Consider the following 24,734-nt stretch of genomic DNA (forward strand, 5'->3'; position numbering starts at 1 on the left):
GTGCCTCAGGACTCCTGGGTGAGGGAGACGAGCACGTCGTCCCCTTCGATCTTTACGGGGTATACGGGGACGGGGCGCGTCGCCGGAAGGGCGTCGGGCTTGCCGGAACGGAGGTCGAAACGCGAGCCGTGCAGCCAGCACTCGATGTGGCAGTCGTCCACCTCGCCCTCGGCGAGGGAGACGTTCGCGTGCGAGCAGATGTCGTGGATCGCGAACACCTCCCCCCCGGTCTGCACGAGGGAGACCGGCGTGCCGTCGAGTTCCACCCGTTTCGGGGTGTCCTCCTCCAGCTCGCTCAGCCCGCAGGCGCGTACGAAGGTCATGCGACCGCCGCCTCCAGCTCCTCCTCGATCTTGGCGATCAGACGCTCCTCGATGTCCGGGACGCCGATCTGCTGGACGAGTTCGGCGAAGAAGCCGCGGACCACCAGGCGGCGGGCGTCCTGCTCGGGGATGCCGCGGGCCATCAGGTAGAAGAGCTGCTCGTCGTCGAAGCGGCCGGTCGCGGAGGCGTGGCCGGCGCCGACGATCTCGCCGGTCTCGATCTCCAGGTTGGGCACGGAGTCGACGCGGGCGCCGTCGGTGAGGACCAGGTTGCGGTTCATCTCGTAGGTGTCGGTGCCCTCGGCCTTGGCCTCGATGAGCACGTCGCCGATCCACACGGCGTGCGCGTCGTCGCCCTGGAGCGCGCCCTTGTAGACGACGTTGGACTTGCAGTGCGGCACGTTGTGGTCGACCAGGAGGCGGTGCTCCTGGTGCTGGCCGGCGTCGGTGAAGTACAGGCCGAACAGCTCGGCCTCACCGCCGGGGCCGGCGTAGACGACGCGCGGGTGGAGGCGCACGACGTCGCCGCCGAAGGTGACGACCACCGACTTGAAGGAGGCGTCGCGGCCGACGAGGGCGTTGTGCTGGGCGACGTGCACCGCCTTGTCGTCCCAGTCCTGGACCGAGACGACGGTCAGCTTGGCGCCGTCGCCGAGCACGTACTCGACGTTGGCGGCGAGCACCGCGTCACCGGTGTGGTCGATGACCACGAGCGCCTCGGCGAAGGCGCCGAGCTCGATCACCTGGTGGGCGTAGGCGGTGCCGCCCTCGCCGTGCACCGTGATGCGGATCGGCTCGGTGAGGACGGTCTCCTTGGGCACGGTCACGACCGAGGCCCGCTCGAAGGCGGAGTACGCCTGGGCGGCGACGCGGTCCACGGGGGCGCCGGCGCGGCCGAGCCGTGCGTCGTCACGGCCGACGGTCTCGACGGTGACGCCCTCGGGGGCCTCGACGGCGGCCTTGATGCCGCCGGTGGCGGTGGCGGTGCCGTCGTGCAGACCGCGCAGCCGCTCCAGCGGGGTGAACCGCCACTCCTCCTCGCGGCCGTGGGGGACGGGGAAGTCCGCCACGTCGAAGGAGGGGGGCGCGCTCATGCGGGTGGCGACGGTCGACTCGGCGGCGACCGCGATCGAGCCCGCGGTGGTGGAACCCACGGGGATGTTCTGAGCCTCAGCCATGGCTGTCGTAGTGCTCGCTTTCCTGTGCGTAAGGGGCTTGACGGAACGGCGTGGTGCTCTAGCCGACCGCGCCTTCCATCTGCAGCTCGATCAGCCGGTTGAGCTCGAGCGCGTACTCCATCGGCAGTTCCTTGGCGATCGGCTCGACGAAGCCTCGCACGATCATCGCCATCGCCTCGAACTCGCTCAGACCGCGGCTCATCAGGTAGAAGAGCTGGTCCTCGGAGACCTTGGAGACGGTCGCCTCGTGGCCCATGGACACGTCGTCCTCGCGGACGTCCACGTAGGGGTAGGTGTCCGAACGGGAGATGGTGTCGACGAGCAGCGCGTCACAGAGCACGTTGGACTTGGAGCCCGGGGCCCCCTCGCCGATCTCGATCAGACCGCGGTAGGACGTACGGCCGCCGCCGCGCGCCACCGACTTGGAGACGATGTTGGACGAGGTGTTGGGGGCCATGTGGACCATCTTGGCGCCCGCGTCCTGGTGCTGGCCCTCGCCGGCGAAGGCGATGGACAGCGTCTCGCCCTTGGCGTGCTCGCCCATCAGGTAGACGGCCGGGTACTTCATCGTCACCTTGGAGCCGATGTTGCCGTCGACCCACTCCATGGTCGCGCCCTCGTAGGCCACGGCGCGCTTGGTGACCAGGTTGTAGACGTTGTTCGACCAGTTCTGGATGGTCGTGTAGCGGCAGCGGGCGTTCTTCTTGACGATGATCTCGACGACCGCGGAGTGCAGCGAGTCCGACTTGTAGATCGGGGCGGTGCAGCCCTCGACGTAGTGCACGTAGGCGCCCTCGTCGACGATGATCAGGGTCCGCTCGAACTGGCCCATGTTCTCGGTGTTGATCCGGAAGTAGGCCTGGAGCGGGATCTCGACGTGCACGCCCGGCGGGACGTAGATGAAGGAGCCGCCGGACCAGACGGCGGAGTTCAGCGACGCGAACTTGTTGTCGCCGACCGGGATGACCGTGCCGAAGTACTCCTTGAAGAGCTCCGGGTGCTCCTTCAGGGCGGTGTCGGTGTCCAGGAAGATGACGCCCTGCTCCTCCAGGTCCTCGCGGATCTGGTGGTAGACGACCTCCGACTCGTACTGGGCGGCGACACCGGCGACGAGGCGCTTCTTCTCGGCCTCCGGGATGCCCAGCTTGTCGTAGGTGTTCTTGATGTCCTCGGGCAGGTCCTCCCAGGACTCCGCCTGCTTCTCCGTGGAGCGCACGAAGTACTTGATGTTGTCGAAGTCGATGCCGGAGAGGTCGGAGCCCCAGTTCGGCATGGGCTTCTTCTCGAACAGGCGCAGGCCCTTGAGACGGAGCTTGGTCATCCACTCCGGCTCGTCCTTCTTCGCGGAGATGTCCCGGACGACTTCCTCGCTCAGGCCGCGGCGCGCCGACGCACCGGCCTCGTCACGGTCGGCCCAGCCGTATTCGTAGGTGCCCAGACCCTCCAGCTCGGGGTGGGCAGTCTCCGTGGGGAGAGTCATGCGGGGTTCCTCCCGGACGTGCTTTCAGATGCGTGGTGGGAAATCTTGGGGATGAACGTCGTGCAGACGCCGTCGCCGTGCGCGATGGTGGCCAGTCGCTGCACATGCGTACCGAGGAGCTCGGCGAAAAATTCCGTCTCGGCCTCGCAGAGCTGTGGAAACTTTTCGGCGGCGTGGGCGACCGGGCAGTGGTGCTGGCAGAGCTGCTCACCGACCGGTGCGCTGCGCGCCGTCGCAGCGTACCCGTCCGCGCTGAGGGCTTTGGCCAGTGCCTCCGTCCGCTCCTCGGGGGCCGCGGCCTCGACCGCCTCGCGGTAGGCGTCCGCCTGGGCGGCGATCCGGGCGCGGGCGAAGGCGACGATCGCCTCGCTGCCGCCCTCCCGCTCGCCGATCCAGCGCAGGGCGTCCACGGCCAGTTTGTCGTACGACTGGTCGAAGGCGTCCCGCCCGCAGTCGGTGAGGGCGAACACCTTGGCCGGGCGCCCGCGCGTGCGCGCGCCGTAGACGCGCCGCTCGCGGGCCTCCACGACGTTGTCGGCGGCCAGCGCGTCCAGGTGCCGGCGTACGGCCGCCTGGGTGAGCCCGAGCCGCTCGGCCAGTTCGGCGACGGTCGACGGGCCGTGGTCCAGGATGGAGCGGGCGACGCGGTTGCGGGTGGACCGCTCACCGGTTGCCAGTTCCTCGTGGGGAGCCTCGCCAACGTTTTTCACAACGCCATTGTTGCGTAATTCGTCCGGGCCGGGCAAGCCGCGCCAGGACGGCCCGAAGGTGCCCTGTATCACTTAGGTATACCTAACGTGACCTGCGGAAACGATCTTTGATCGATCAAAACGGTGGCGTTCGGCGGCGTCTTCCGGAACACTCCGGGACCATGCCCGCACCCCTTCCGACCGGCCCTCTCGTCACGCACGGCACCCTCACCGCGCAGCTGCGCGCGCTCGGTGTGCGGCCCGGCGAGACCCTCCTCGCGCACACCTCGCTCAGCTCCCTGGGCTGGGTCAACGGCGGCCCGGTCACGGTCGTCCGGGCGCTGCTGGACGCGCTGGGTCCGGACGGCACGCTGGTGGTCCCCACCCAGTCCGCGGACCTCTCCGACCCGGCGCTGTGGCAGGCGCCGCCGGTGCCCGAGGAGTGGTGGGGGACCATCCGGGCCACGATGCCCGCCTACGACCCGCTCACCACGCCCTCGCGCGGGGTGGGGGTGATACCGGAGACCGTGCGGACCTGGCCGGGAGCCCGGCGCAGCGCCCACCCCCAGACGTCGTTCGCGGCCGTCGGCGCCCGCGCGGCGGAGATCACGGCGGGGCACGCGCCCGACTGCCGCCTGGGCGAGAGGAGCCCGCTGGCCGTGCTGGAGCGGCTCGGCGCGCGGGTGCTGCTGCTCGGCGCCGGATACGACACCTGCACAGCCTTCCACCTCGCCGAGTACCGCGTCCCGTCCCAGCGCGTGGCGGTGGGCCGCCCCGGTCCGGACGGCTGGGAGACGGTGACCGAGGTGGTGATCACCTCCGAGCGCTTCGACGAGCTGGGGCACGACTTCGAACGGGACCGTCCCGTCGTGCGCGGCCGGGTCGGGGCGGCCGGGGCGCGGCTGTTCCCGCTGGCGGCCGCGGTGGCCTACGCCGAGCGCTGGCTGCCGGTGCACCGGCCCTGCGAGGAGTTCCCGCACCCCGTGGTCTGAGCCCCCGGCCGTCTCCCTAGACTCGTGACCCATGCGAAGTGAGCCCGTGGTCCAGGTGCAGGCCCTGGTGAAGCGGTACGGCACGAAGACCGCGGTGGACGGCCTCCACCTGGTGGCCCGGCAGGGCGTGACCGCCGTGCTCGGCCCCAACGGGGCGGGCAAGACGACCACGGTCGAGACCTGCGAGGGGTACCGGCGGCCGGACTCCGGCACGGTGCGCGTCCTGGGCCTCGACCCGGTGAGGCAGTCGGCGGAGCTGCGGCCCCGCGTCGGCGTGATGCTCCAGTCCGGCGGCGTCTACTCGGGCGCACGGGCCGACGAGATGCTGCGGCACATGGCCAGGCTGCACGCGCATCCGCTGGACGTGGACGCCCTGATCGAGCGGCTGGGGCTCGGCTCCTGCGGCCGCACCTCGTACCGGCGGCTCTCCGGCGGCCAGCAGCAGCGGCTCGCGCTCGCGATGGCCGTGGTGGGGCGCCCGGAGCTGGTGTTCCTGGACGAACCGACCGCCGGTCTCGACCCGCAGGCCCGCCGCGCCACCTGGGACCTGGTCCGGGACCTGCGCGCGGACGGCGTCTCCGTCATCCTCACCACCCACTACATGGACGAGGCCGAACAGCTCGCCGACGACGTGGCGATCATCGACGCCGGCCGGGTGATCGCCCAGGGCTCCCCCGAGGAGCTGTGCCGGGGCGGCGCCGAGAACACGCTCCGCTTCTCCGGGCGGCCGGGGCTGGACGTGGCGTCCCTGCTGAAGGCGCTGCCCGCCGGCTCCTCGGGCGCCGAGGTGGCCCCGGGTTCCTACCGGATCGTCGGCGAGGTCGACCCGCAGCTGCTCGCCACGGTGACGTCCTGGTGCGCGCAGCACGGGGTGATGCCGGACCGGATCTCGGTGGAACGGCACACCCTCGAAGACGTCTTCCTCGAGCTCACCGGCAAGGAGTTGCGCTCATGACCGCGGCCCGGACCAGGACCGGCCAGGGGCCCGGGGGTCGCCCCCCGGGAAGACACAGCCTCGAGCTCACCGGCAAGGAGTTGCGCTCATGACCGCGGCCCGGACCAGGACCGGCCAGGGGCCCGGGGGTCGCCCCCCGGGAAGACACAGCCTCGAGCTCACCGGCAAGGAGTTGCGCTCATGACGGCCACCGGCGCCCACACCCCGAAGCCCGGGGCCGCTCCCCTGACGCGCATGATCGCCGCGCAGGCGGCGCTCGAGACGAAGATGCTGCTGCGCAACGGCGAGCAGTTGCTGCTGACGGTGATCATCCCCACGCTGCTGCTGGTGCTCTTCAGCACCGTGGACGTCGTGGACACCGGTGAGGGCGAGGCGGTGGACTTCCTCGCCCCCGGCGTCCTCGCGCTCGCGGTGATGTCGACGGCGTTCACCGGGCAGGCCATCGCCACCGGCTTCGAGCGCCGCTACGGCGTGCTGAAACGGCTGGCCTCGTCACCGCTGCCGCGCTGGGGACTGATGGCCGCGAAGACGCTGTCGGTGCTGGTCACCGAGGTCCTCCAGGTGACCCTGGTGACGGTGATCGCCCTCGCGCTCGGCTGGTCGCCGCAGGGCGACCCCGTCTCCGTGCTCCTGCTGCTGGCGCTGGGCACGGCCGCCTTCTCCGGGCTCGGCCTGCTGATGGCGGGCACCCTCAGGGCCGAGGCGACGCTCGCCGCCGCCAACCTGGTGTTCCTGCTGCTGCTCGTCGGCGGCGGGGTGGTCGTACCGCTGGACGAGTTCCCCGACGCGGCGCAGGACGTCCTGGGCCTGCTGCCGATCTCCGCGCTGTCGGAGGGGCTGCGGGACGTGCTCCAGCACGGGGCCGGGATGCCGTGGGGGAACCTCGCGATCCTCGCCGTGTGGGCGGCCGCGGGTCTCGCGGCGGCCGGGAAGCTCTTCCGCTGGGAGTAGGCGGCATGTCCGGGAGGGACCCTCGTGAAAGCGTGCACAAGCGGCGTCCTACGATGGGACGCGTGCCAAACGTGACCCGCGCCGACGCCCAGGCGGCCCTGCGCAACCCGCTCGCCTTCATCGCCGCACGCTGGACCCCGGATCCCCGGACCGTCCGGCGGGCGGCCCTCGCCGCGCTCGTCATGGCGGTGGTCATCGTGGTCACCGGTGGTGCGGTGCGGCTGACCGGCTCCGGCCTGGGCTGCCCGACCTGGCCCAAGTGCACCGAGGACTCGCTCACCTCGACCAGCGAGATGGGCCTGCACGGCGCCATCGAGTTCGGCAACCGCCTGCTGACCTACGTGCTGTGCGCCGCGGTCGGCTGGGCGATCATCGCCGCGCGCTCCGAGAAGCCGTACCGGCGCAGCCTCACCCTGCTGGGGTGGGCGCAGTTCTGGGTCGTCATGGGCAACGCGATCCTCGGCGGCATCGTGGTCCTCGTCGGCCTGAACCCGTACACGGTCGCGGCGCACTTCCTGCTCTCCACCGCGCTGATCGCCATCGCCACGGTGATGTGGCAGCGCGCCCGGGAGGGCGACGCGGAGCCCCGGCCGCTGGTCGGCAAGGCCGTGCGGCAGTTGGTGTGGTCCATGGTGGCCGCCTCCGTGCTGCTGATCGCGGTCGGCACGGTGGTGACCGGCGCGGGCCCGCACGCGGGTGACTCCAGCGACGTCCCGCGGATGCCGCTCGACTGGGAGGCGGTCAGCAAGCTGCACGCCGTACTGGCGTGGATCGTGGTGACGCTGACGTTCGCCCTGTGGTTCGTCCTGAAGGCGGTCGACGCCCCCCGGGGCCCGCTGGCACGCACCCGCGAGCTGTTCCTGATCCTGCTCGCCCAGGGCGCCATCGGCTACGTCCAGTACTTCACCGACCTCCCCGAGGTCCTGGTCGGCCTGCACATGTTCGGCTCCTGCGTGATGTGGATCTGGGTGATCCGCGTCCTGCTGTCGCTGCGCGAGCGGCCGGAGGCGACGGCTCCGGCCGCGGCCGTGCCCGCCGCTCAGGAGCCCGCCACCAGCGCGTCGATCGCCGGCCCCAGGTAGTCCCGGGTCAGCCGGGCGCGGCGTACGGTCCACTCCTCGGCGGGCGGCGCGGGATCGTCGTAGCGCCGCCTTCGGACGTCCTCGACGACCTCGCCGGGGGCGCCGAGGCCGGGCAGGGCGTCCAGGGCCTCCCGCTTGGTGATCAGGCGGCCCTCGCGCAGGGTGACGGTGGCGCGGGCGAAGGTCAGCAGGCCCAGGTCGACCCACACGTCCTGCCGCCAGACGGCGGCCCGGTCCACCGCCGGCCGCCAGAAGTCGCGCTGGTCGCGCACCACGAAGTCGGCGAGCTCGCCGTCCGGCACCGGTGGCAGTACGTCCGCGGGCGACGCCCCGTGCAGGACCCGGCCGAAGGCGTGCAGCTCGGTGCGGGTGACCGGGGTGACCGGGCGCCTGAAGAGCTCCTCGTGCGCCCAGGTGAGGTGGCGCCGCCCGGCGTCCGCCGCGGTCCGTGGCGTCAGGTAGGTGCAGTGCAGCCGGTCGGCGAGCGGCGCGTCCCGCAGCCGTGCGTGCAGCAGCGCGACGCGCCACACCGTCCGGGCCGTGACCGGGTGGTCCAGGACGGTGATCAGGTCCAGGTCGCTGCGGCCCTCCCGGTAGTCCCCGCCGGCCAGTGAGCCGTGCGCCCACACGGCGACGGGGGCGAGCGGCGCCAGGCCGGCGAGGAAGCGGTCGAGCAGTGCGTCGGTCTGCATACGAACCGGTCTTCCCGCCTCAGGCGAGTCCGTACACCCGGCCCGCGTTCCCCGAGGCGATCAGGCCGGCCACCCGCTGGGCGTCGTCCGGTGACCACGCGCCCTCGGCCACCCAGGCGCCGAGCACCCGGGCGAGGGCCTCACGGAACAGGTGGGCGCCGACGACGTGCAGCTCGGGCAGGCCGCGGGCGCCGCTGGAGAAGAGGACCTTGCCGAAGGGGGCGAGCTCCAGGACCTCCGCGAGGACGGTCGCGGCGCGGGCGCCGGTGCGGACCAGGGCGGCGCCGCAGTCGGCGTAGACGTGCGGGAAGACACCGGCGAGGTGGGCGGCGTGGCGGTGGTACGGGTAGCCGTGCAGCAGCACGAGGTCGGTGCCGAGGCCGGCGGTGGCCCGGACGAAGTCGGTCAGCAGGGCGGGATCGGCGCGGGTGCCCGGGGCGGCGAGACCGGCGTGCAGCTGGAGGGGCCGGCCCGAGGCGACGGCGGTCCACAGCAGGTGCCGCAGGAGCACGGGGTCGCTCGGTCCGTCCCCGACCCGGCGTGCGGCCAGCCAGCGCCCCGCCGCGCCGCGCACCTCGCCCGGTCCGGGCGGCTCGGGGGCGAGCGCCGGGCTGTGCCGCACGTCGGCGACGGAGGTGAAGGCGACGGCGTGCGCGGCGGCCGTGTGCACCGACTCGGCGAGGTTGGCGAGGAAGGACTCGACGGTGCCGGAGGTGTCGGCGACCTGTTCGGCGAGCTGTTCGAGGCGGACGATCTCATGGGCCTCGGCGTCACCTGCCATGCCCAGCTCGGTGGGTCCTGTGAGGTCGCCGGGCAGCCCGGTGTCGACGAGGTAGGCGGTGATGCCGCTGCCCCGCAGCAGTCGCCGCCCGGCCTCGAGCACGCCGAGTTCCCGGCGCCGGGCCAGGTAGCGGGCGGGCGGGCAGTGCGGTTCCAGACCGAGCAGGGGCGGGCACCAGCGGCGTACGGCGAAGCCGGTCTGGGTGTCGAAGAGGGTGGTGCCGGGGGCGGGCGGTCCCTCGGTGCGGGCGAGCTGGGCCTCGAAGGTGCCGAGGCCCAGCTCCGTGCGGAGCACCCCGTGGCAGTACTGGTCCACGAGTGAGGGTGTGTCGATCATCCGGAGCTCCCCGGGACGGGACCGTGTCGATGCTTCACAGGTCCTAACGGGTGAACCCCCGAAGAGGTGGCGCGTTCGCCGGGCGCGGGCCGTCCGCGGCCGCTCGCCCCCGGGCCGGCCGCCCCCGGTCCTGCTGCCGCTCAGCCGTTGGACGGGCCGCCGACCTGGATCCCCGCCATGCGGCTCCACTCGTACGGGCCCGTCCGCACCTTCGCCGCGAACTCGCCGTCGAAGTTCTCGTGGACGGTGATGCCCGCCTTCTCGACGGCCTTCTCGGCGATCTCCACGGTCGGGGCGAAGACGTCGCCCCAGTCGCCGTCCCCGCCGACGAGGACGATGCGGGCGCCGCGCTGTCCGAGGTACGCGACCTGGCCCTCGGCGCCGCCGTGTGCCGTGGCGAAGCCGCTGATCTGCTTGGCGAGCCGGGCCGCCTTCCGCTCTGCCTTCGGGTCCACCTGCTGCGTGTCTGCCATGACCAGGATGCTACCGACGGGTAGGTCGAACGGCGACGGGCGGGGTCCGTGGCCTTGACCACGTACCCCGCCCGATCGGCGCGTGAGGAGCGGTTACCGCAGGAACGGGTCCACCGCGACGGCCACGAAGAGCAGCGACACATAGGTGATGGACCAGTGGAACAGGCGCATCTCCTTCAGCTTGCCGCCCGTCACCTCGGCCTTCGCGCGGTTCAGCAGCGCGTGTGCCTCCCACAGCCACCAGCCGCCCGCCGCCAGGGCGACCGCCGTGTAGAACCAGCCGGTGTAGCCGAGCGGGGTGAGCAGCAGCGACACCGCGACCATGACCCAGCTGTAGAGCACGATCTGCTTGGCGACCGCCTTGTTGCCGGCGATGACCGGCAGCATCGGCACGCCGACGCGCGCGTAGTCGTCCTTGACCTTCATGGAGAGCGGCCAGTAGTGCGGCGGCGTCCAGAAGAAGATGACGAGGAAGAGGACGACCGGCGCCCACGACATCGAGTTGGTGACCGCGGACCAGCCGATCAGCACCGGCATGCAGCCGGCGATGCCGCCCCACACGATGTTCTGCGCCGTGCGCCGCTTGAGGATCATCGTGTAGACGACGACGTAGAAGAGGAGCGCGCCGAGGGAGAGCCACGCGGACAGCCAGTTGACGGTCAGCCCGAAGAGCAGGGTCGAGACGACCGCCAGGGTGACGCCGAAGGCCAGGCACTCGCGCGGGCTGACCATGCCGGTCACCAGCGGACGCTGCGAGGTGCGGTCCATCAGCGCGTCGATGTCGCGGTCGATGTACATGTTGAGCGCGTTCGCGCCGCCCGCGGACAGGTAGCCGCCGACGCAGGTCAGCAGCACCAGCGTCAGATCGGGCACGCCCTGCTGCGCCAGGAACATCACCGGGACGGTGGTGATGAGCAGCAGCTCGATGATCCGCGGCTTGGTGAGAGCCACGAATGCCATCACACGGGCCCCGAACGGCCGATGGGCAGGGCTCCGACTGGTCCCCAGCATCCCCGCTGGACGGGATTCAACGGCCGTCACGCACACCCCTACAGAGACATCCCAGCAAGCCTCCCTGGATGAAGTGGCGGTAAAGGCTCGCGCGTACCACGCCACTGTAGACGTTGCCCAGACCCGGACATTCGCGGGGGTCGGGTCGTGTTGGGCGGCGCTCTCCCAGGTGCGCCCCGGAGCTCGATTGAGCACCCGGATGAGCGGCTCCGCATTCATCTGCCGAACGGGGGGAACGGACCGGTCAGGAGGCGGATCCAAGGGAGTGCCCGCACTCTGGAACGACCCGGAAGGAGGCACGTCCTACGGGGGTAGGCTCGACCTCGCCGGTGGGTCGTCACCGGCATCCGACATGTGGAGAGGAGCCCTGACTCAGGGTGAGCATCAAGCCGACCACCACAGACCTCGAGTGGACCGAGTTGGACCAGCGGGCCGTCGACACCGCCCGCGTCCTGGCCGCCGATGCCGTACAGAAGGTCGGTAACGGCCATCCGGGTACGGCGATGAGTTTGGCGCCCGCCGCCTACACCCTCTTCCAGAAGGTGATGCGGCACGACCCGGCGGACGCCGACTGGGTCGGACGGGACCGTTTCGTCCTGTCCGCCGGTCATTCGTCCCTGACCCTCTACACCCAGCTGTACCTGGCCGGCTTCGGCCTGGAGCTGGACGACCTGAAGGCGTTCCGCACCTGGGGCTCGAAGACGCCGGGCCACCCGGAGTACGGGCACACCACGGGCGTGGAGACCACGACCGGCCCGCTGGGCCAGGGCGTCGCCAACGCCGTGGGCATGGCGATGGCCGCGCGCTACGAGCGCGGTCTGTTCGACCCGGAGGCCGCCGCGGGCGAGTCGCCCTTCGACCACTTCGTCTACTGCATCGCCGGCGACGGCTGCCTCCAGGAGGGCATCTCCGCCGAGGCGTCCTCCCTCGCGGGCCACCAGAAGCTGGGCAACCTGGTGCTGCTGTGGGACGACAACCACATCTCCATCGAGGGCGACACCGAGACGGCCGTCTCCGAGGACGTCGTCAAGCGGTACGAGGCCTACGGCTGGCACGTGCAGCGCGTGGCCCCGAAGCCGGACGGCGACCTGGACCCGCACGCGATCTACGACGCGATCCAGGAGGCGAAGAAGGTCACGGACAGGCCGTCCTTCATCGCCATGCGGTCGATCATCGCCTGGCCCGCCCCCAACGCGCAGAACACCGAGGCCGCGCACGGCTCGGCGCTCGGCGAGGACGAGGTCGCCGCCACCAAGCGCGTCCTCGGCTTCGACCCGGAGCAGAGCTTCGAGGTCTCCGACGAGGTCATCGGCCACACCCGCAAGGCGCTGGAGCGGGGCCAGGCGGCCCGTGCGGTGTGGGAGAAGTCCTTCCAGCAGTGGCGGGACAACAACCCCGGCCGCGCCGCCGACTACGACCGGATCGCCGCCGGTGAGCTGCCCGAGGGCTGGCAGGACGTCATCCCGGTCTTCGAGCCGGGCAAGGGCGTGGCCACCCGTGCCGCGTCCGGCAAGGTGCTGCAGGCGCTCGGCGCGGTGATCCCGGAGCTGTGGGGCGGCTCGGCCGACCTGGCGGGCTCCAACAACACCACGATCGACAAGACGTCCTCGTTCCTCCCGGTCGGCAACCCGCTGCCCGAGGCGGACCCGTACGGGCGCACGATCCACTTCGGCATCCGTGAGCACGCCATGGCCGCCGAGATGAACGGCATCGCGCTGCACGGCAACACCCGCGTCTACGGCGGCACCTTCCTGGTGTTCTCCGACTACATGCGCAACGCGGTGCGGCTGTCGGCGCTGATGCACCTGCCGGTGACGTACGTGTGGACGCACGACTCCATCGGTCTGGGCGAGGACGGCCCCACGCACCAGCCGGTCGAGCACCTGGCCTCGCTGCGCGCCATCCCCGGCCTCAACGTGGTCCGCCCGGCGGACGCGAACGAGACCGCGATCGCCTGGCGGGAGATCCTCACCCGCTGGACGAAGGAGTTCGGCAAGGGCGCCCCGCACGGTCTGGCGCTGACCCGCCAGGGCGTGCCGACGTACGAGCCCAACGAGGACGCGGCGAAGGGCGGCTACGTCCTGTTCGACGCGGAGGGCGGCGACGCCCAGGTCGTCCTCATCGCGACCGGCTCCGAGGTGCACGTCGCCGTCGGGGCGCGCGAGCGGCTGCAGGCCGACGGCGTGCCGACGCGCGTGGTGTCCATGCCGTCGGTGGAGTGGTTCGAGGAGCAGGACCAGGGGTACCGGGACAGCGTCCTGCCGCCGTCCGTCAAGGCACGCGTGGCCGTCGAGGCGGGCATCGGCCTCACCTGGCACAAGTACGTCGGGGACGCCGGCCGCATCGTCTCCCTGGAGCACTTCGGTGCCTCCGCCGACGGCAAGGTGCTGTTCGAGGAGTTCGGCTTCACCGCCGAGAACGTCGCCGCCGTCGCCCGGGAATCTCTCGCCGCAGCCCGGCGCTGACGCCCACATACGACACCTAGGAGATGGAATTTCCATGACAGACGCACTGAAGCGCCTTTCCGAGGAAGGCGTCGCGATCTGGCTGGACGACCTGTCGCGCAAGCGGATCACGTCCGGCAACCTCGCCGAACTGATGGATCAGCAGCACGTCGTGGGCGTCACCACCAACCCGACGATCTTCCAGAAGGCGATCTCCGAGGGCGACGGCTACGACACGCAGCTGGCCGACCTGGCCGCCCGCAAGGTCACCGTCGAGGAGGCCATCCGCATGATCACCACGGCGGACGTCCGCGACGCCGCCGACATCCTGCGCCCGGTCTTCGACGCCACCGACGGCCGTGACGGCCGGGTCTCGATCGAGGTCGACCCGCGGCTGGCGCACGACACCCGCGCGACGGTCGCCGAGGCCAAGCAGCTGGCGTGGCTGGTGGACCGGCCCAACACGCTGATCAAGATCCCGGCGACCGAGGCCGGCATCCCGGCGATCGCCGAGGTCATCGGCCTGGGGATCAGCGTCAACGTCACGCTGATCTTCTCCCTGGAGCGCTACCGCAAGGTCATGGACGCGTTCCTGACCGGTCTGGAGAAGGCCAAGGAGCGCGGCCTGGACCTGTCGGAGATCCACTCCGTGGCGTCCTTCTTCGTGTCCCGCGTGGACACCGAGATCGACAAGCGGATCGACGCGCTCGGCACCGACGAGGCCAGGGCGCTGCGCGGCAAGGCCGCCATCGCCAACGCACGGCTGGCCTACCAGGCGTACGAGGAGGTCTTCTCGTCCGACCGCTGGAACGCCCTGGAGCGCGAGGGCGCCAACAAGCAGCGTCCGCTGTGGGCGTCGACCGGTGTGAAGGACAAGGCGTACAAGGCCACGATGTACGTCGACGAGCTGGTGGCGCCGAACACGGTGAACACCATGCCGGAGGCGACCCTGTTCGCCACCGAGGAGCAGGGCGAGATCCGGGGCGACGCCGTCAGCGGCACCTACGAGCAGGCCCGCGCCGACCTGGACGCGGTCGAGGCGCTCGGCATCTCGTACGACGAGGTGGTGCGGCTCCTGGAGGACGAGGGCGTCGACAAGTTCGAAGGCTCCTGGAACGACCTGCTGAAGTCGACCGAGGCGGAACTGCAGCGCCTCGCCCCCTCGGAGGGCTGAGACCTTGTCGAGCAGCAACCCGCTGCGTGACCCTGCGGACCGACGGCTCCCGCGCATCGCGGGGCCGTCGGGCCTGGTCATCTTCGGCGTCACGGGCGACCTGTCGCGCAAGAAGCTGATGCCGGCCGTGTACGACCTCGCCAACCGGGGTCTGCTGCCGCCGGGCTTCTCGCTGGTGGGGTTCGCCCGCCGCGAATGGGCGGACGAGGATTTCGCCCAGGAGGTCCACGACGCGGTCAAGGAGCACGCCCGCACCCCCTTCCGCGAGGAGGTCTGGCAGCAGCTCGTCCAGGGCATGCGCTTCGTGCAGGGCACCTTCGACGACGACGAGTCCTTCGAGCGGCTGCGCGACACGATCGAGGAGCTGGACAAGGCGCAGGGCACGGGCGGCAACTTCGCCTTCTACCTGTCGGTGCCGCCGCGTTCCTTCCCGGTGGTCATCCAGCAGCTGAAGAAGCACGGGCTGGCCGACCAGCGGAACGGCTCCTGGCGGCGCGCGGTGATCGAGAAGCCGTTCGGGCACGACCTGAGGTCGGCCGAGGAACTGAACGCGATCGTCCACGAGGTCTTCGCCCCGGACCAGGTCTTCCGCATCGACCACTACCTGGGCAAGGAGACGGTCCAGAACATCCTGGCGCTGCGTTTCGCCAACACGATGTTCGAGCCGATATGGAACCGGTCGTTCGTCGACCACGTCCAGATCACCATGGCCGAGGACATCGGCATCGGCGGCCGGGCCGGCTACTACGACGGCATCGGCGCCGCCCGTGACGTCATCCAGAACCACCTCCTGCAGCTGCTCGCGCTGACCGCGATGGAGGAGCCGGCCTCCTTCGACGCGGACGCGCTGGCCGCGGAGAAGACCAAGGTGCTCGGCGCGGTGCGGCTGCCGAAGGACCTGGGCCGGGACACCGTGCGCGGGCAGTACGCGGCCGGCTGGCAGGGCGGCGCGAAGGCGGTCGGGTACCTGGAGGAGGACGGCATCGACGCCTCCTCGAAGACCGACACCTACGCCGCGATCAAGCTGGGCATCGACAACCGCCGCTGGGCGGGCGTCCCCTTCTACCTGCGCACCGGCAAGCGGCTCGGCCGCCGGGTCACCGAGATCGCGGTGGTCTTCCAGCGGGCTCCGCACTCCCCCTTCGACACGACGGCCACCGAGGAGCTCGGCTCCAACGCGATCGTCATCCGCGTCCAGCCGGACGAGGGCGTCACGGTCCGGTTCGGTTCCAAGGTGCCGGGCACGTCGATGGAGATCCGGGACGTGTCGATGGACTTCGCCTACGGCGAGTCGTTCACCGAGTCCAGCCCGGAGGCGTACGAGCGCCTGATCCTGGACGTCCTGCTGGGCGACTCCAACCTCTTCCCGCGCACGGAGGAGGTCGAGCTGTCCTGGAAGATCCTCGACCCGATCGAGGAGTACTGGGACGAGAACGGCAGGCCGGCCCAGTACCCGGCCGGGACGTGGGGACCCGTCGAGGCGGACGAAATGCTCGAGCGAGACGGACGGAGCTGGCGCCGGCCATGAAGACAGACCTCACGGACACCACGGCCAGTAAGATCAACAAGGCGCTGGTGCAGGCCCGCCGGGCCATCGGCACACCGGCCGTCGGCATGGTGCTCACCCTGGTCATCGTCACGGACGAGGAGAACGCCTACGACGCGCTGAAGGCGGCCGGCGACGCCTCGCGCGAGCATCCCTCGCGCACCCTGGTCGTCATCAAGCGCGTCTCCCGTTCGCCCCGGGACCGCACCCAGTCCCGCCTCGACGCCGAGGTGCGGGTCGGCGCGGACGCCGGCACCGGCGAGACCGTCATCCTCCGCCTGTACGGCGAGGTCGTCGACCACGCCCAGTCGGTGGTGCTGCCGCTGCTGCTGCCGGACGCCCCGGTGGTGGTGTGGTGGCCGGTGAACGCCCCGCTGGACCCGGCGAAGGACCCGCTGGGGGCGCTGGCCCAGCGCAGGGTGACCGACACCTACGCCTGCGAGAAGCCGGTGGAGGAGCTCGCCGCCCGCGCCGACGCCTACACCCCCGGCGACACGGACCTGTCGTGGACCCGCATCACGCCCTGGCGTTCGATGCTGGCCGCGGCGCTGGACCAGATCGCCTGCGAGGTGCAGGGCGTCGAGGTGGAGGGCGAGGAGTTCAACCCGAGCTGCGAGCTGCTGGCGATGTGGCTCGCGGACCGGCTGGACGTCCCCGTCAAGCGCTCGCACTCCAGCGGTCCGGGGCTCACGGCGGTCCGCATGGACACCGACTGCGGGCCGATCGTGCTGGACCGCGCCGACGGTTCGCTGGCGACGCTGTCCATCCAGGGGCAGCCGAAGCGTGCGGTGGCGCTGAAGCGCCGCGACACGGCGGAGCTGATCGCGGAGGAGCTGCGCCGCCTCGATCCGGACGACACCTACGCGTCGGCGCTGCGCTACGGCGTGGCACGCCTGAAGTCGTCGGGAAGGACCGACGCTCCGGCCAAAGGAGGACGGGAAGCGGTCCCCGCTCCCGTCGAGTCGGCTGCGAAAGCTCCCGCGTCCCGGGCGACGGCGCAGGCCCCGGTGAAGAAGGCGGCGGCGAAGTGAGTACGACGCCGCAGCTGGTCGTGCACCGGGACAAGGAGCTGATGGCGCAGGCCGCGGCGGCCCGGCTGATCACGAGGATCGTGGACGCGCAGGCCTCGCGGGGCTCGGCGTCCGTGGTCCTGACCGGCGGACGCAACGGCAACGGCCTGCTGGCCGCGCTGGCCGCGGCCCCGGCTCGGGACGCGATCGACTGGGCCCGCCTCGACCTGTGGTGGGGCGACGAGCGGTTCCTGCCGGAGGGCGATCCGGAGCGCAATGTCACCCAGGCCCGTGAGGCACTGCTCGACTCGGTGCCGCTGGACCCGAAGCGCGTGCACGCCATGCCCGCGTCGGACGGCCCGCACGGCACGGACGTGGACGCGGCGGCGGCGGCCTACGCCGAGGAACTGGCCGCCGCGGCGGACCCCTCGGACCACGGCCCGGTCCCGGCCTTCGACGTCCTGATGCTGGGCGTCGGCCCGGACACGCACGTGGCGTCCCTCTTCCCGGAACTCCCGGCGGTCCGCGAGACGGAACGCACGGTGGTGGGCGTCCACGGCGCCCCGAAGCCCCCGCCGACCCGCGTCACCCTGACCCTCCCCGCGATCCGCGCGGCCCGGGAGGTCTGGCTCCTGGCGGCGGGCGAGGACAAGGCGGAAGCGGCGGAGATCGCGCTCTCGGGCGCGGGCGAGATCCAGGCCCCGGCAGCGGGCGCCCGCGGCCGCACCCGCACGCTGTGGCTCCTGGACAAGGCGGCGGCTTCACGGCTGCCACGAGAGCTGTATCCAGCGGCATCGGCCTGAATCAGCCCGTCCGGCGTTCGAGGACGAGGTCCATGGGGCCCGGGGACGGGAAGGGAAGGGGCGGAGGGGCGAGAACCCTCCGCCCCGCCCCCTACTTCACCGACCCCGCCATGACCCCCTGCACGAAGTGCCGCTGGAACGCGAAGAACACGACCACCGGCACCACCAGCGACAGGAACGCCCCCGGCGCCAGCACATCGATGTTGCTCCCGAACTGCCGGATCTGCGACTGCAGTTGCACGGTCAACGGCTGCGACGAGCTGTCCGCGAACAACAACGCCACCAGCATGTCGTTCCACACCCACAGGAACTGGAAGATCGCGAGACTCGCGATCGCCGGCCGCCCCACCGGCAGCACCAGCCGGGTGAAGATCCGCCACTCGCTCCCCCCGTCCATCCGCGCGGCCTCCAGCATCTCCTTCGGCATCTCGGCGAAGTAGTTCCGCAGCAGGAACACCGCGAACGGCAGCCCGTACGCCACGTGGAACAGCACGACGCCCGGAATGGTCCCGAACAGTCCCAGCTCGCCGAAGAGTTTGGCGACCGGCAGCAGCCCGATCTGCACGGGCACCACCAACAGCGCCACCACGACCAGGAACACGGGCTCCCGCCCCGGGAAGTCCAGCCAGGCGAAGGCGTATCCGGCGAGCGCGGCGACCACCACCACCAGCACGGTCGTCGGCACCGAGATCAGCACGGTGTTCCAGAACGCCTGGGTGATGCCCGAGTTCTCCAGCAGCGCCGAGTAGTTGTCGAAGGACAGTTGTCCCGGGCTGGTGAACACGGTCCACCAGCCGCCCTCCGCCGTGTCCTCGGCGGACCGCAGCGAGGACAGGAACAGACCGGCCAGCGGGGTCATCCACACCAGTCCGACGACCACCAGAAAGGCCTGCGCCACCGCGTTGCCCAGCACACGCCGCACCGCGCTCATCGCTCACTCCTTCGGAAACGGCGGACGTTGAACACCATGGCCGGGACGACCAGGAGCAGCAGCAGCACGCCCAGCGCGCTGCCCAGTCCCTGGTTGTTGCCGCCGCCGAACGACACCAGCCACATCTGCGTCGCGAGTACGGTCGCGTCCTCCTGCACGGGCCCGGGCGCGATGATGTACACGAGGTCGAAGACCTTCATCACGTTGATCACCAGGGTCACGAAGACGACGGTGAGCACGGGCGCCAGCAGCGGCACCGTGATGCGCCGGAAGATCTGCCACTCGTTCGCGCCGTCCATCCGCGCCGCCTCCAGCGCGTCCCGGGGCAGGGTGGACAGCCCCGCCCCGATCAGCACCATCGCGAACCCGGTCCAGATCCACAGGTACGCCCCGATGATCGCGGGCGTGACGAGCGCCGGGCCGAGCCAGGAGACGCCGTCGTAGGACGCGGCGAAGTTGGAGGAGGGCAGCTTCAAGGCGTACGAGCCGCCCTCCAGCCCGGTGAGACGGAACGAGCCGTCGGCGGCCGTGGTCGTACGGGCGGCCGTCTCCCCGCCGCGCACCGCCTCGACCGTGACTCCGGGCAGTCCGCTCTCCTCCCGGTCGACCACTCCCGGCTCCCCTCCCCCGCCGGGCGTGAAGTCGAGGTACACCACACCGCGCACCTCCTCGGCGCCGGCCTTCCCCGCCGCCGCGGCAAAGGCGGGTTCGGCGTCCCCCGGCAGGTCCTTGGGAGCGACCCCGACCAGTCCCAGCGCCGCGGTCGTCCCCCCGGGCGACACCTCCGCGCCGGTGACGTAGGACCCGTCCGCCTGCTCGGTCAGTCCTTCGCCGTCCCGTGCCCGGGCGGTCGGGTAGGAGGAGCTCCCCTCGAAGGCGTCGTGCACGGAGACGACGGCCGCGTTGAGGACGCCCTTGTCCGGGTCGTCGTCGTAGGCGAGCCGGAAGACGATGCCGGCGGCGAGGAAGGAGACGGCCATCGGCATGAACAGCAGCAGCTTGAAGGCGGTGGCCCAGCGGACCTTCTCCACCAGGACGGCCAGGATCAGCCCGAGCCCGGTCAGCAGCGTCGGCGCCACGACCACCCAGATCGCGGTGTTCCGGATGGCCTTGAGGGTGGTCGGGTCGCGGAACATCTCGGCGTAGTTGTCGCCGCCCACGAACGCGGTGCCGGAGGCGTCGAAGAAGCTGCGGCCGACGGAGAACAGCACCGGGTACACGACCAGCGCGCCCAGCAGGAGCAGCGCGGGGAACACGAACAGCAGGGCGATGACCCGTCCCCGCCGGCGCAGGCGCCGGCCGCGTGCGCCGTCGGGGTGCGCGGGCGCCGGAGGGCTCGCCTCTTTCACCAGTGTGGCGGTCATGGCCGTCAGTTCCCGTACGCCTTGGCCGCGGCCTTCTCGAGCTCGGCGGCGGTCTTCGCCGGGTCGGACGGGTCGCGCAGGAAGTCCTGGAGGATCTTCCACTCGCCGGTGCCCTTGGTGCCGCCGAAGGCCGCGGGGGCCTGGTCGGACATGTCGAAGCGGACCGAATCCCCGGCGCCGATCAGGGACTTCGCGGTGGCGCGGGTGACGTCGTCGCCGTAGGAGGAGAGGTCGAGCTTCCTGTTCGGGGAGAGGAAGCCGCCCGCCTCGGCCCACACGGCGGCGGCCTCCGGGGTGGCGAGGTACTCCAGGAGCGCCATGCCGGCCTCGCTGTTCTTGCCCTCCTCGAGGACGACGGCCGCGTCGCCGCCGCTGACCACGGGCGCCTCGCCGTCGCCGACCGGCGGGAAGGGGAAGAAGTCCGCGTCGGTGCCGATGGTCTTGCCGAACTGGTCCTTGGCGACGCCGGCGACGAAGTCGCCCTCGTAGACCATGGCGGCCTCCGCCTTCGGTCCGAAGACCTTCTCCACGGAACCGGGGAAGTCGGTGTTGAGGGCCTGCTTCCGGCCGCCCGCGACGAGCCGCTCGTCCTCGAAGAGCTCGCCGAGGGTGGTGAGCGCCTCGACCACCGTCGGGTCGGTCCACTTGATCTCGTGCGCGGCGAGGGCGTCGTACTTCTCGGGTCCGGCCTGGGAGAGGTAGACGTTCTCGAACCAGTCGGTGAGCGTCCAGCCGTCCTGGCCGGCCACCGAGAAGGCGGCGAGACCGGAGTCGGAGACGGTCCGGCCGTTCTCCAGCATGGCGTCGTACGTCTTCGGCGGGGTGACGCCGGCCTGTTCCAGGGCCTCGGGGCTGTACCAGACGGTCGACTTGTGGGCGGCCTTGAAGTACAGGCCGTAGAGGGTGCCGTCGACGCTGCCGTAGTCCCGCCACACCTTCGCGAAGTTGGCGCCCACGGTGGCCCGCACCTTCTCGTCCAGCGGCTTGAGCCAGCCCTTCCCGGCGAACTGCTTGAGCACGCCGACCTGCGGGACCATGACGACGTCGGGGGCGTTGCCGCCCTCGATCTTGCTGCCGACGACGGTGGAGACGTTGTCGCCGGTGGAGACGAAGGCGGTCCGGGCGCCGGTCTTCTCGGTGAAGGCGTCGAGCACCTTCTGGAAGTTCTTCTGCTCGCTGCCGGACCAGACGCCGGCCACGGTGACGGTCTGGCCGCTGAGCGCCCGGTCGCCGCCGCCGGCCGCGACGGGTTCGCCGCCGCCGCAGGCGGTCGCGCCGAGCGCGAGGACCAGGGCGGTGCATCCGGTGAGCAGGGTGGTACGTCGTCGCATCATCGTCGATGTCCCTTCGTCGGTACGGGGTTTCAGGAGCCGTCGATCCACCAGGCGGCGGTGGAGCCGGGGAGCGTCCCGGGCGGGCAGGGGCCGCTGGCGAGCAGCGGGGCGCCGGCGACCGGGGCGGGTACGGGGGCGGTGCCGAAGTTGACCGCGCAGACCAGGTCGTCGCCGCGGGTGAAGGCGAGCACGCCGGGCTGGGTGTCCAGCCAGCGGAGCGTGCCCTCGCCCAACTGGCTGAGCGCGGCGCGCAGCTGCAGGCCGTCGCGGTAGAGGTGCCAGAAGGAGCGGGTGTCGGCCAGCGCCCGGTCGGTGGCGTGCTCGGCGAACCACTCGGGCTGCGGCAGCCAGGGCCGCACGCCCTCGGCGCCGGAGGTGAAGCCGAACGGCGAGGCCTGTCCGGACCAGGGCAGCGGCACCCGGCAGCCGTCCCGGATCCGGGCGCGGCTGCCGGTGCGGCGGAAGATCGGGTCGGTGAGCACGTCGTCGGGCAGGTCGACGACCTCGGGCAGGCCCAGTTCCTCGCCCTGGTAGATGTACGCGGCGCCGGGCAGCGCCAGCATCAGCAGCGCGGCGGCGCGGGCGCGGGCCGGACCGAGGCCGCTGCCTTCCGGGGCGGGTTCGCCGTAGCGGGTGACGGTGCGGACCTGGTCGTGGTTGTTGAGGACCCAGGTGACGGTGGAGCCGGTGCCGGCGATGTCCTGCATGGCCTCGGAGATGACCTTGCGGAAGGCGTCGGCGTCCCAGGGCGCGCCGAGCAGGTCGAAGAAGAAGGCCTGGTGGAGCTCGTCCGGGCGCACGTACTCGGCGTGTTCGCGGGCGGTGGGCACGGAGACCTCGCCGACCAGGAGGCGTTCGCGGCCGTCGCGGGCGGTGTACTCCTCGCACACCGCGCGCCAGTGCCGCCACACCTCGTGCACCTCGGGCTGGTTCCAGGCGAGCGGGTTGACCGAGTCGCGGGTGCGGGCGTCGGCCTGGGGGTCCGGGGAGTCGGGCAGTTCGGGGTGCTTGAAGAGGCCGGCGGCGACGTCGATGCGGAAGCCGTCGACGCCCCGGTCCAGCCAGAAGCGGAGTATCCGGTCGAACTCGGCGGCCACCTCGGGCTCGCGCCAGTTCCAGTCCGGCTGTTCCGGCGTGAACATGTGCAGGTACCACTGTCCGGGCCGGCCGTCGGGTTCGGTGACCCGGGTCCAGGCGGGGCCGCCGAACATGGCGTGCCAGTTGTTGGGCGGCTCGGCGCCGCCCGGGCCGCGGCCGTCGGCGAAGTGGAAGCGGGCGCGCTCGGGGCTGCCGGGGGCCGCGCCGAGGGCGGCCCGGAACCAGGGGTGCTCGCTGGAGCAGTGGTTGGGGACGATGTCCAGCAGCACCCTGACGCCGAGCCGCCGGGCGGCGTCGACCAGCAGGTCGAACTCGGCGAGGTCGCCGAAGACCGGGTCGACGTCGGTGTAGTCGGCCACGTCGTAGCCGTGGTCGTGCTGCGGCGAGGGGTAGAAGGGGCTCAGCCAGATCCCGTCCACACCGAGCTTCTTCAGGTACGGCAGCCCGGCCCTGACCCCGGCGAGATCGCCGATGCCGTCGCCGGTGCTGTCCAGAAAGCTGCGGACGTAGACCTGGTAGATCACCGCGTCACGCCACCAGTGGTGCCTGTTCACCCCGTTGACCTGTCTGTGAGAAGCGCTTGTTATGCATGCATGTTAGGTAGCGGTGTCGCGAGGGTGTCAATGAACGTGCGCAAGCTACTGCGGGTTTGGCCATCCCATAAGGCGGCTTAACGGTGCACAGCGGGCACACTTGAGACGTCTGCGTTACTTAACAGGTAACCAGGAGAGGGTCGTCATCGTGAGGAGACGGCGGCGAGTTCGTCCGCCAGCCGGCGCACCGCGGCCCCGGGCGTCTGCCGCCCGGTCATCGCGTCGTGCACCACCGCCTGCACCACCAGGCTCACCTGGTCGTAGTGCGGGCTCTTGGGGCGCGGGGCGGCGGTGAGCACGCTCGCGCGCAGGGTCGGCAGGTACGGGAACCGCCGGACCAGTTCCGGATCGTCGTACAGGTCGGCCCGTACCGGTGGCAGCGCGCCGCGCGTGAGGACCTGGCGCTGCACGCGCTCGCTGGTGAGGTACGCGATGAGGCGCGCGGCGGAGTCGGGGTGCCGGGCGTGGCCGGCGACGGCCAGGTTGGAGCCGCCGAGGACGCTCGTGCCCGGTCCGTCCGGTCCCGGCAGCGGTACGGCGCCGACCTTGCCGGCGACCTTCGAGCCGGGGGCGGAGGCGGCGACGTAGGCGTAGGGCCAGTTGCGCAGGAAGAGCAGCCGGCCGTCCTGGAAGGCCTGCTTGGACTCCTCCTCCTTGTACGCCAGCGCCTCGCCGGGTATCCAGCCCTCGCGGACTCCGCGCGCGAGGAAGCCGATGCCGTCCCTGGCCGCCCGTGAGTCGACGGTGACGCGTTCGCCCTCGTCGCCGAGGATCGCGCCGCCCGCCGAGTAGACGGCCTCGGCCGCGTTGACGGTGAGGCCCTCGTACGGCAGGAACTGGCCGGCGTAGCCGTCGAGACCGTGCTCCGGGGCGAGGGTCCTCGCGGCCCGTTCCAGCTCGGCCCAGGTGCGCGGCGGCGGGACGCCTTCGGCCTCGAGGACGTCCTCGCGGTAGAGGAGCAGCCCGGCGTTGGTGACGTACGGAACGGCGTACAGGCGTCCGTCGTACGTCGCCGTGTCCACGACCCGGGGCAGGAACGTGCCGAGCGGGAAGCGGTCGCGGGGCAGCGGGCGGATCCAGCCGGCGGCGGCGAACTCCGAGGTCCAGCTGACGTCGATGTTGAGCACGTCGAACCGGCCGCGCCCGGCGCCGCGCAGGTCGGTGATCATCTGCGCGCGGGTCTCGTCGGCGGAGTCGGGCAGTTCGACGAGGGTGACCTCCTCGCCGGGGTGGGTGCGGTTCCAGCCCTCCAGCACCGAGCCGAGATAGCCGGTGAGGTCACCGGCGGTGGCCAGGGTGAGCGGCCCGCGCCCCTCCCCGCCGGCCTCCCCGGCCCGCGCACCGGAGGCGACGTGACCGGTCAGGACGACGATCAGGACGAGGAGGCCCCTACCCGCGGCATGGATCCACCGCATAGGTTCCTCCTTGTACACCGGCGCCCGGGCATCATCGTCCGGGGGTCAGAGGCCATGTATACCCGTTAGGTATGCGCGA

22 protein-coding genes are annotated in these 24,734 nt (G+C 71.5%); 9 read left to right on the forward strand and 13 right to left on the reverse strand.

Annotated elements, in window-relative coordinates; all coding sequences use genetic code 11:
• Positions 1-5 precede the first annotated feature (5 nt).
• From ACZ8ZB_RS08360 to ACZ8ZB_RS08375, 4 genes are read right to left on the reverse strand one after another with little or no spacing between them, the layout of a single operon-like run.
• Positions 6-323, reverse strand: a complete 318-nt coding sequence (locus ACZ8ZB_RS08360) for a non-heme iron oxygenase ferredoxin subunit (RefSeq protein ID WP_030820944.1) — start codon at positions 321-323, stop codon at positions 6-8.
• Complete coding sequence (gene sufD / locus ACZ8ZB_RS08365; protein WP_470737062.1) at positions 320-1,501, reverse strand: Fe-S cluster assembly protein SufD; 1,182 nt, start codon at positions 1,499-1,501, stop codon at positions 320-322. Before sufD ends, ACZ8ZB_RS08360 begins: the two co-directional genes overlap by 4 nt.
• 58 nt (positions 1,502-1,559) lie before the next feature.
• Positions 1,560-2,981: a Fe-S cluster assembly protein SufB gene (gene sufB / locus ACZ8ZB_RS08370; RefSeq protein WP_470737063.1), complete on the reverse strand. Its 1,422-nt coding sequence runs from the start codon at positions 2,979-2,981 to the stop codon at positions 1,560-1,562.
• On the reverse strand, positions 2,978-3,691 hold the full coding sequence (locus tag ACZ8ZB_RS08375) for a helix-turn-helix transcriptional regulator (RefSeq protein WP_470737064.1): 714 nt from the start codon (positions 3,689-3,691) through the stop codon (positions 2,978-2,980). Before ACZ8ZB_RS08375 ends, sufB begins: the two co-directional genes overlap by 4 nt.
• A gap of 161 nt (positions 3,692-3,852) precedes the next feature.
• Here ACZ8ZB_RS08375 and ACZ8ZB_RS08380 point away from each other — a divergent pair, with 161 nt between their 5' ends.
• From ACZ8ZB_RS08380 to ACZ8ZB_RS08395, 4 genes are all read left to right on the forward strand, one after another.
• Complete coding sequence (locus ACZ8ZB_RS08380) at positions 3,853-4,662, forward strand: AAC(3) family N-acetyltransferase (protein WP_470737065.1); 810 nt, start codon at positions 3,853-3,855, stop codon at positions 4,660-4,662.
• A gap of 31 nt (positions 4,663-4,693) precedes the next feature.
• Complete coding sequence (locus ACZ8ZB_RS08385; protein WP_470737066.1) at positions 4,694-5,617, forward strand: ABC transporter ATP-binding protein; 924 nt, start codon at positions 4,694-4,696, stop codon at positions 5,615-5,617.
• A gap of 180 nt (positions 5,618-5,797) precedes the next feature.
• Complete coding sequence (locus ACZ8ZB_RS08390; protein WP_470737067.1) at positions 5,798-6,568, forward strand: ABC transporter permease; 771 nt, start codon at positions 5,798-5,800, stop codon at positions 6,566-6,568.
• A 53-nt stretch (positions 6,569-6,621) separates the two neighbouring features.
• Positions 6,622-7,650 carry a COX15/CtaA family protein gene (locus ACZ8ZB_RS08395; protein ID WP_470737068.1) on the forward strand — a complete coding sequence of 343 codons (1,029 nt, stop codon included), beginning with the start codon at positions 6,622-6,624 and terminating at the stop codon, positions 7,648-7,650.
• Here ACZ8ZB_RS08395 and ACZ8ZB_RS08400 read toward each other — a convergent pair.
• From ACZ8ZB_RS08400 to ACZ8ZB_RS08415, 4 genes are all read right to left on the reverse strand, one after another.
• On the reverse strand, positions 7,608-8,342 hold the full coding sequence (locus ACZ8ZB_RS08400; protein ID WP_470737069.1) for a nucleotidyltransferase domain-containing protein: 735 nt from the start codon (positions 8,340-8,342) through the stop codon (positions 7,608-7,610). The two genes, ACZ8ZB_RS08395 and ACZ8ZB_RS08400, sit on opposite strands and share 43 nt — an antisense overlap.
• A 19-nt stretch (positions 8,343-8,361) precedes the next feature.
• Entirely contained in the window at positions 8,362-9,459 is a 1,098-nt protein-coding gene (locus tag ACZ8ZB_RS08405) for an amidohydrolase family protein (RefSeq protein WP_470737070.1), read from the reverse strand.
• A gap of 140 nt (positions 9,460-9,599) precedes the next feature.
• Positions 9,600-9,932, reverse strand: coding sequence for a hypothetical protein (locus tag ACZ8ZB_RS08410; protein WP_470737071.1), 333 nt, complete (start codon positions 9,930-9,932; stop codon positions 9,600-9,602).
• Positions 9,933-10,025: 93 nt separating this feature from the next.
• Entirely contained in the window at positions 10,026-10,979 is a 954-nt protein-coding gene (locus tag ACZ8ZB_RS08415; protein ID WP_470737072.1) for a heme o synthase, read from the reverse strand.
• Between the two features lie 341 nt (positions 10,980-11,320).
• Here ACZ8ZB_RS08415 and tkt point away from each other — a divergent pair, with 341 nt between their 5' ends.
• The 5 genes from tkt to pgl are packed head-to-tail and all read left to right on the forward strand — an operon-like array spanning position 11,321 to position 17,920.
• Positions 11,321-13,408 (forward strand): transketolase, encoded by a 2,088-nt coding sequence (gene tkt, locus ACZ8ZB_RS08420; RefSeq protein ID WP_470737073.1) that lies wholly within the window; start codon positions 11,321-11,323, stop codon positions 13,406-13,408.
• A gap of 34 nt (positions 13,409-13,442) precedes the next feature.
• Positions 13,443-14,561, forward strand: a complete 1,119-nt coding sequence (gene tal / locus ACZ8ZB_RS08425) for a transaldolase (RefSeq protein WP_470737074.1) — start codon at positions 13,443-13,445, stop codon at positions 14,559-14,561.
• Positions 14,562-14,565: 4 nt separating this feature from the next.
• On the forward strand, positions 14,566-16,089 hold the full coding sequence (gene zwf, locus ACZ8ZB_RS08430) for a glucose-6-phosphate dehydrogenase (RefSeq protein ID WP_470737075.1): 1,524 nt from the start codon (positions 14,566-14,568) through the stop codon (positions 16,087-16,089).
• Positions 16,086-17,138 (forward strand): glucose-6-phosphate dehydrogenase assembly protein OpcA, encoded by a 1,053-nt coding sequence (gene opcA, locus ACZ8ZB_RS08435; RefSeq protein ID WP_470737076.1) that lies wholly within the window; start codon positions 16,086-16,088, stop codon positions 17,136-17,138. Before zwf ends, opcA begins: the two co-directional genes overlap by 4 nt.
• Positions 17,135-17,920, forward strand: coding sequence for a 6-phosphogluconolactonase (pgl, locus tag ACZ8ZB_RS08440; protein ID WP_470737077.1), 786 nt, complete (start codon positions 17,135-17,137; stop codon positions 17,918-17,920). The genes opcA and pgl overlap by 4 nt, the downstream gene beginning before the upstream one ends.
• Positions 17,921-18,011: 91 nt before the next feature.
• Here pgl and ACZ8ZB_RS08445 read toward each other — a convergent pair whose 3' ends face one another.
• The 5 genes from ACZ8ZB_RS08445 to ACZ8ZB_RS08465 form a co-directional block, all read right to left on the reverse strand.
• On the reverse strand, positions 18,012-18,851 hold the full coding sequence (locus ACZ8ZB_RS08445; RefSeq protein ID WP_470737078.1) for a carbohydrate ABC transporter permease: 840 nt from the start codon (positions 18,849-18,851) through the stop codon (positions 18,012-18,014).
• On the reverse strand, positions 18,848-20,215 hold the full coding sequence (locus tag ACZ8ZB_RS08450; protein WP_470737079.1) for a carbohydrate ABC transporter permease: 1,368 nt from the start codon (positions 20,213-20,215) through the stop codon (positions 18,848-18,850). The genes ACZ8ZB_RS08445 and ACZ8ZB_RS08450 overlap by 4 nt, the downstream gene beginning before the upstream one ends.
• Positions 20,216-20,220: 5 nt before the next feature.
• A complete protein-coding gene (locus ACZ8ZB_RS08455) occupies positions 20,221-21,549 on the reverse strand; it encodes an ABC transporter substrate-binding protein (protein ID WP_470737080.1) in 1,329 nt (442 codons plus the stop codon).
• A gap of 29 nt (positions 21,550-21,578) precedes the next feature.
• The gene (locus ACZ8ZB_RS08460) at positions 21,579-23,201 is read right to left on the reverse strand and encodes a glycoside hydrolase family 13 protein (RefSeq protein ID WP_470737081.1); all 1,623 of its coding nucleotides are present in this window, start codon (positions 23,199-23,201) and stop codon (positions 21,579-21,581) included.
• A 182-nt stretch (positions 23,202-23,383) separates the two neighbouring features.
• Positions 23,384-24,655 (reverse strand): ABC transporter substrate-binding protein, encoded by a 1,272-nt coding sequence (locus tag ACZ8ZB_RS08465; RefSeq protein ID WP_470737082.1) that lies wholly within the window; start codon positions 24,653-24,655, stop codon positions 23,384-23,386.
• Positions 24,656-24,734 lie beyond the last annotated feature (79 nt).

This window comes from Streptomyces sp. 12E, from assembly GCF_055633275.1.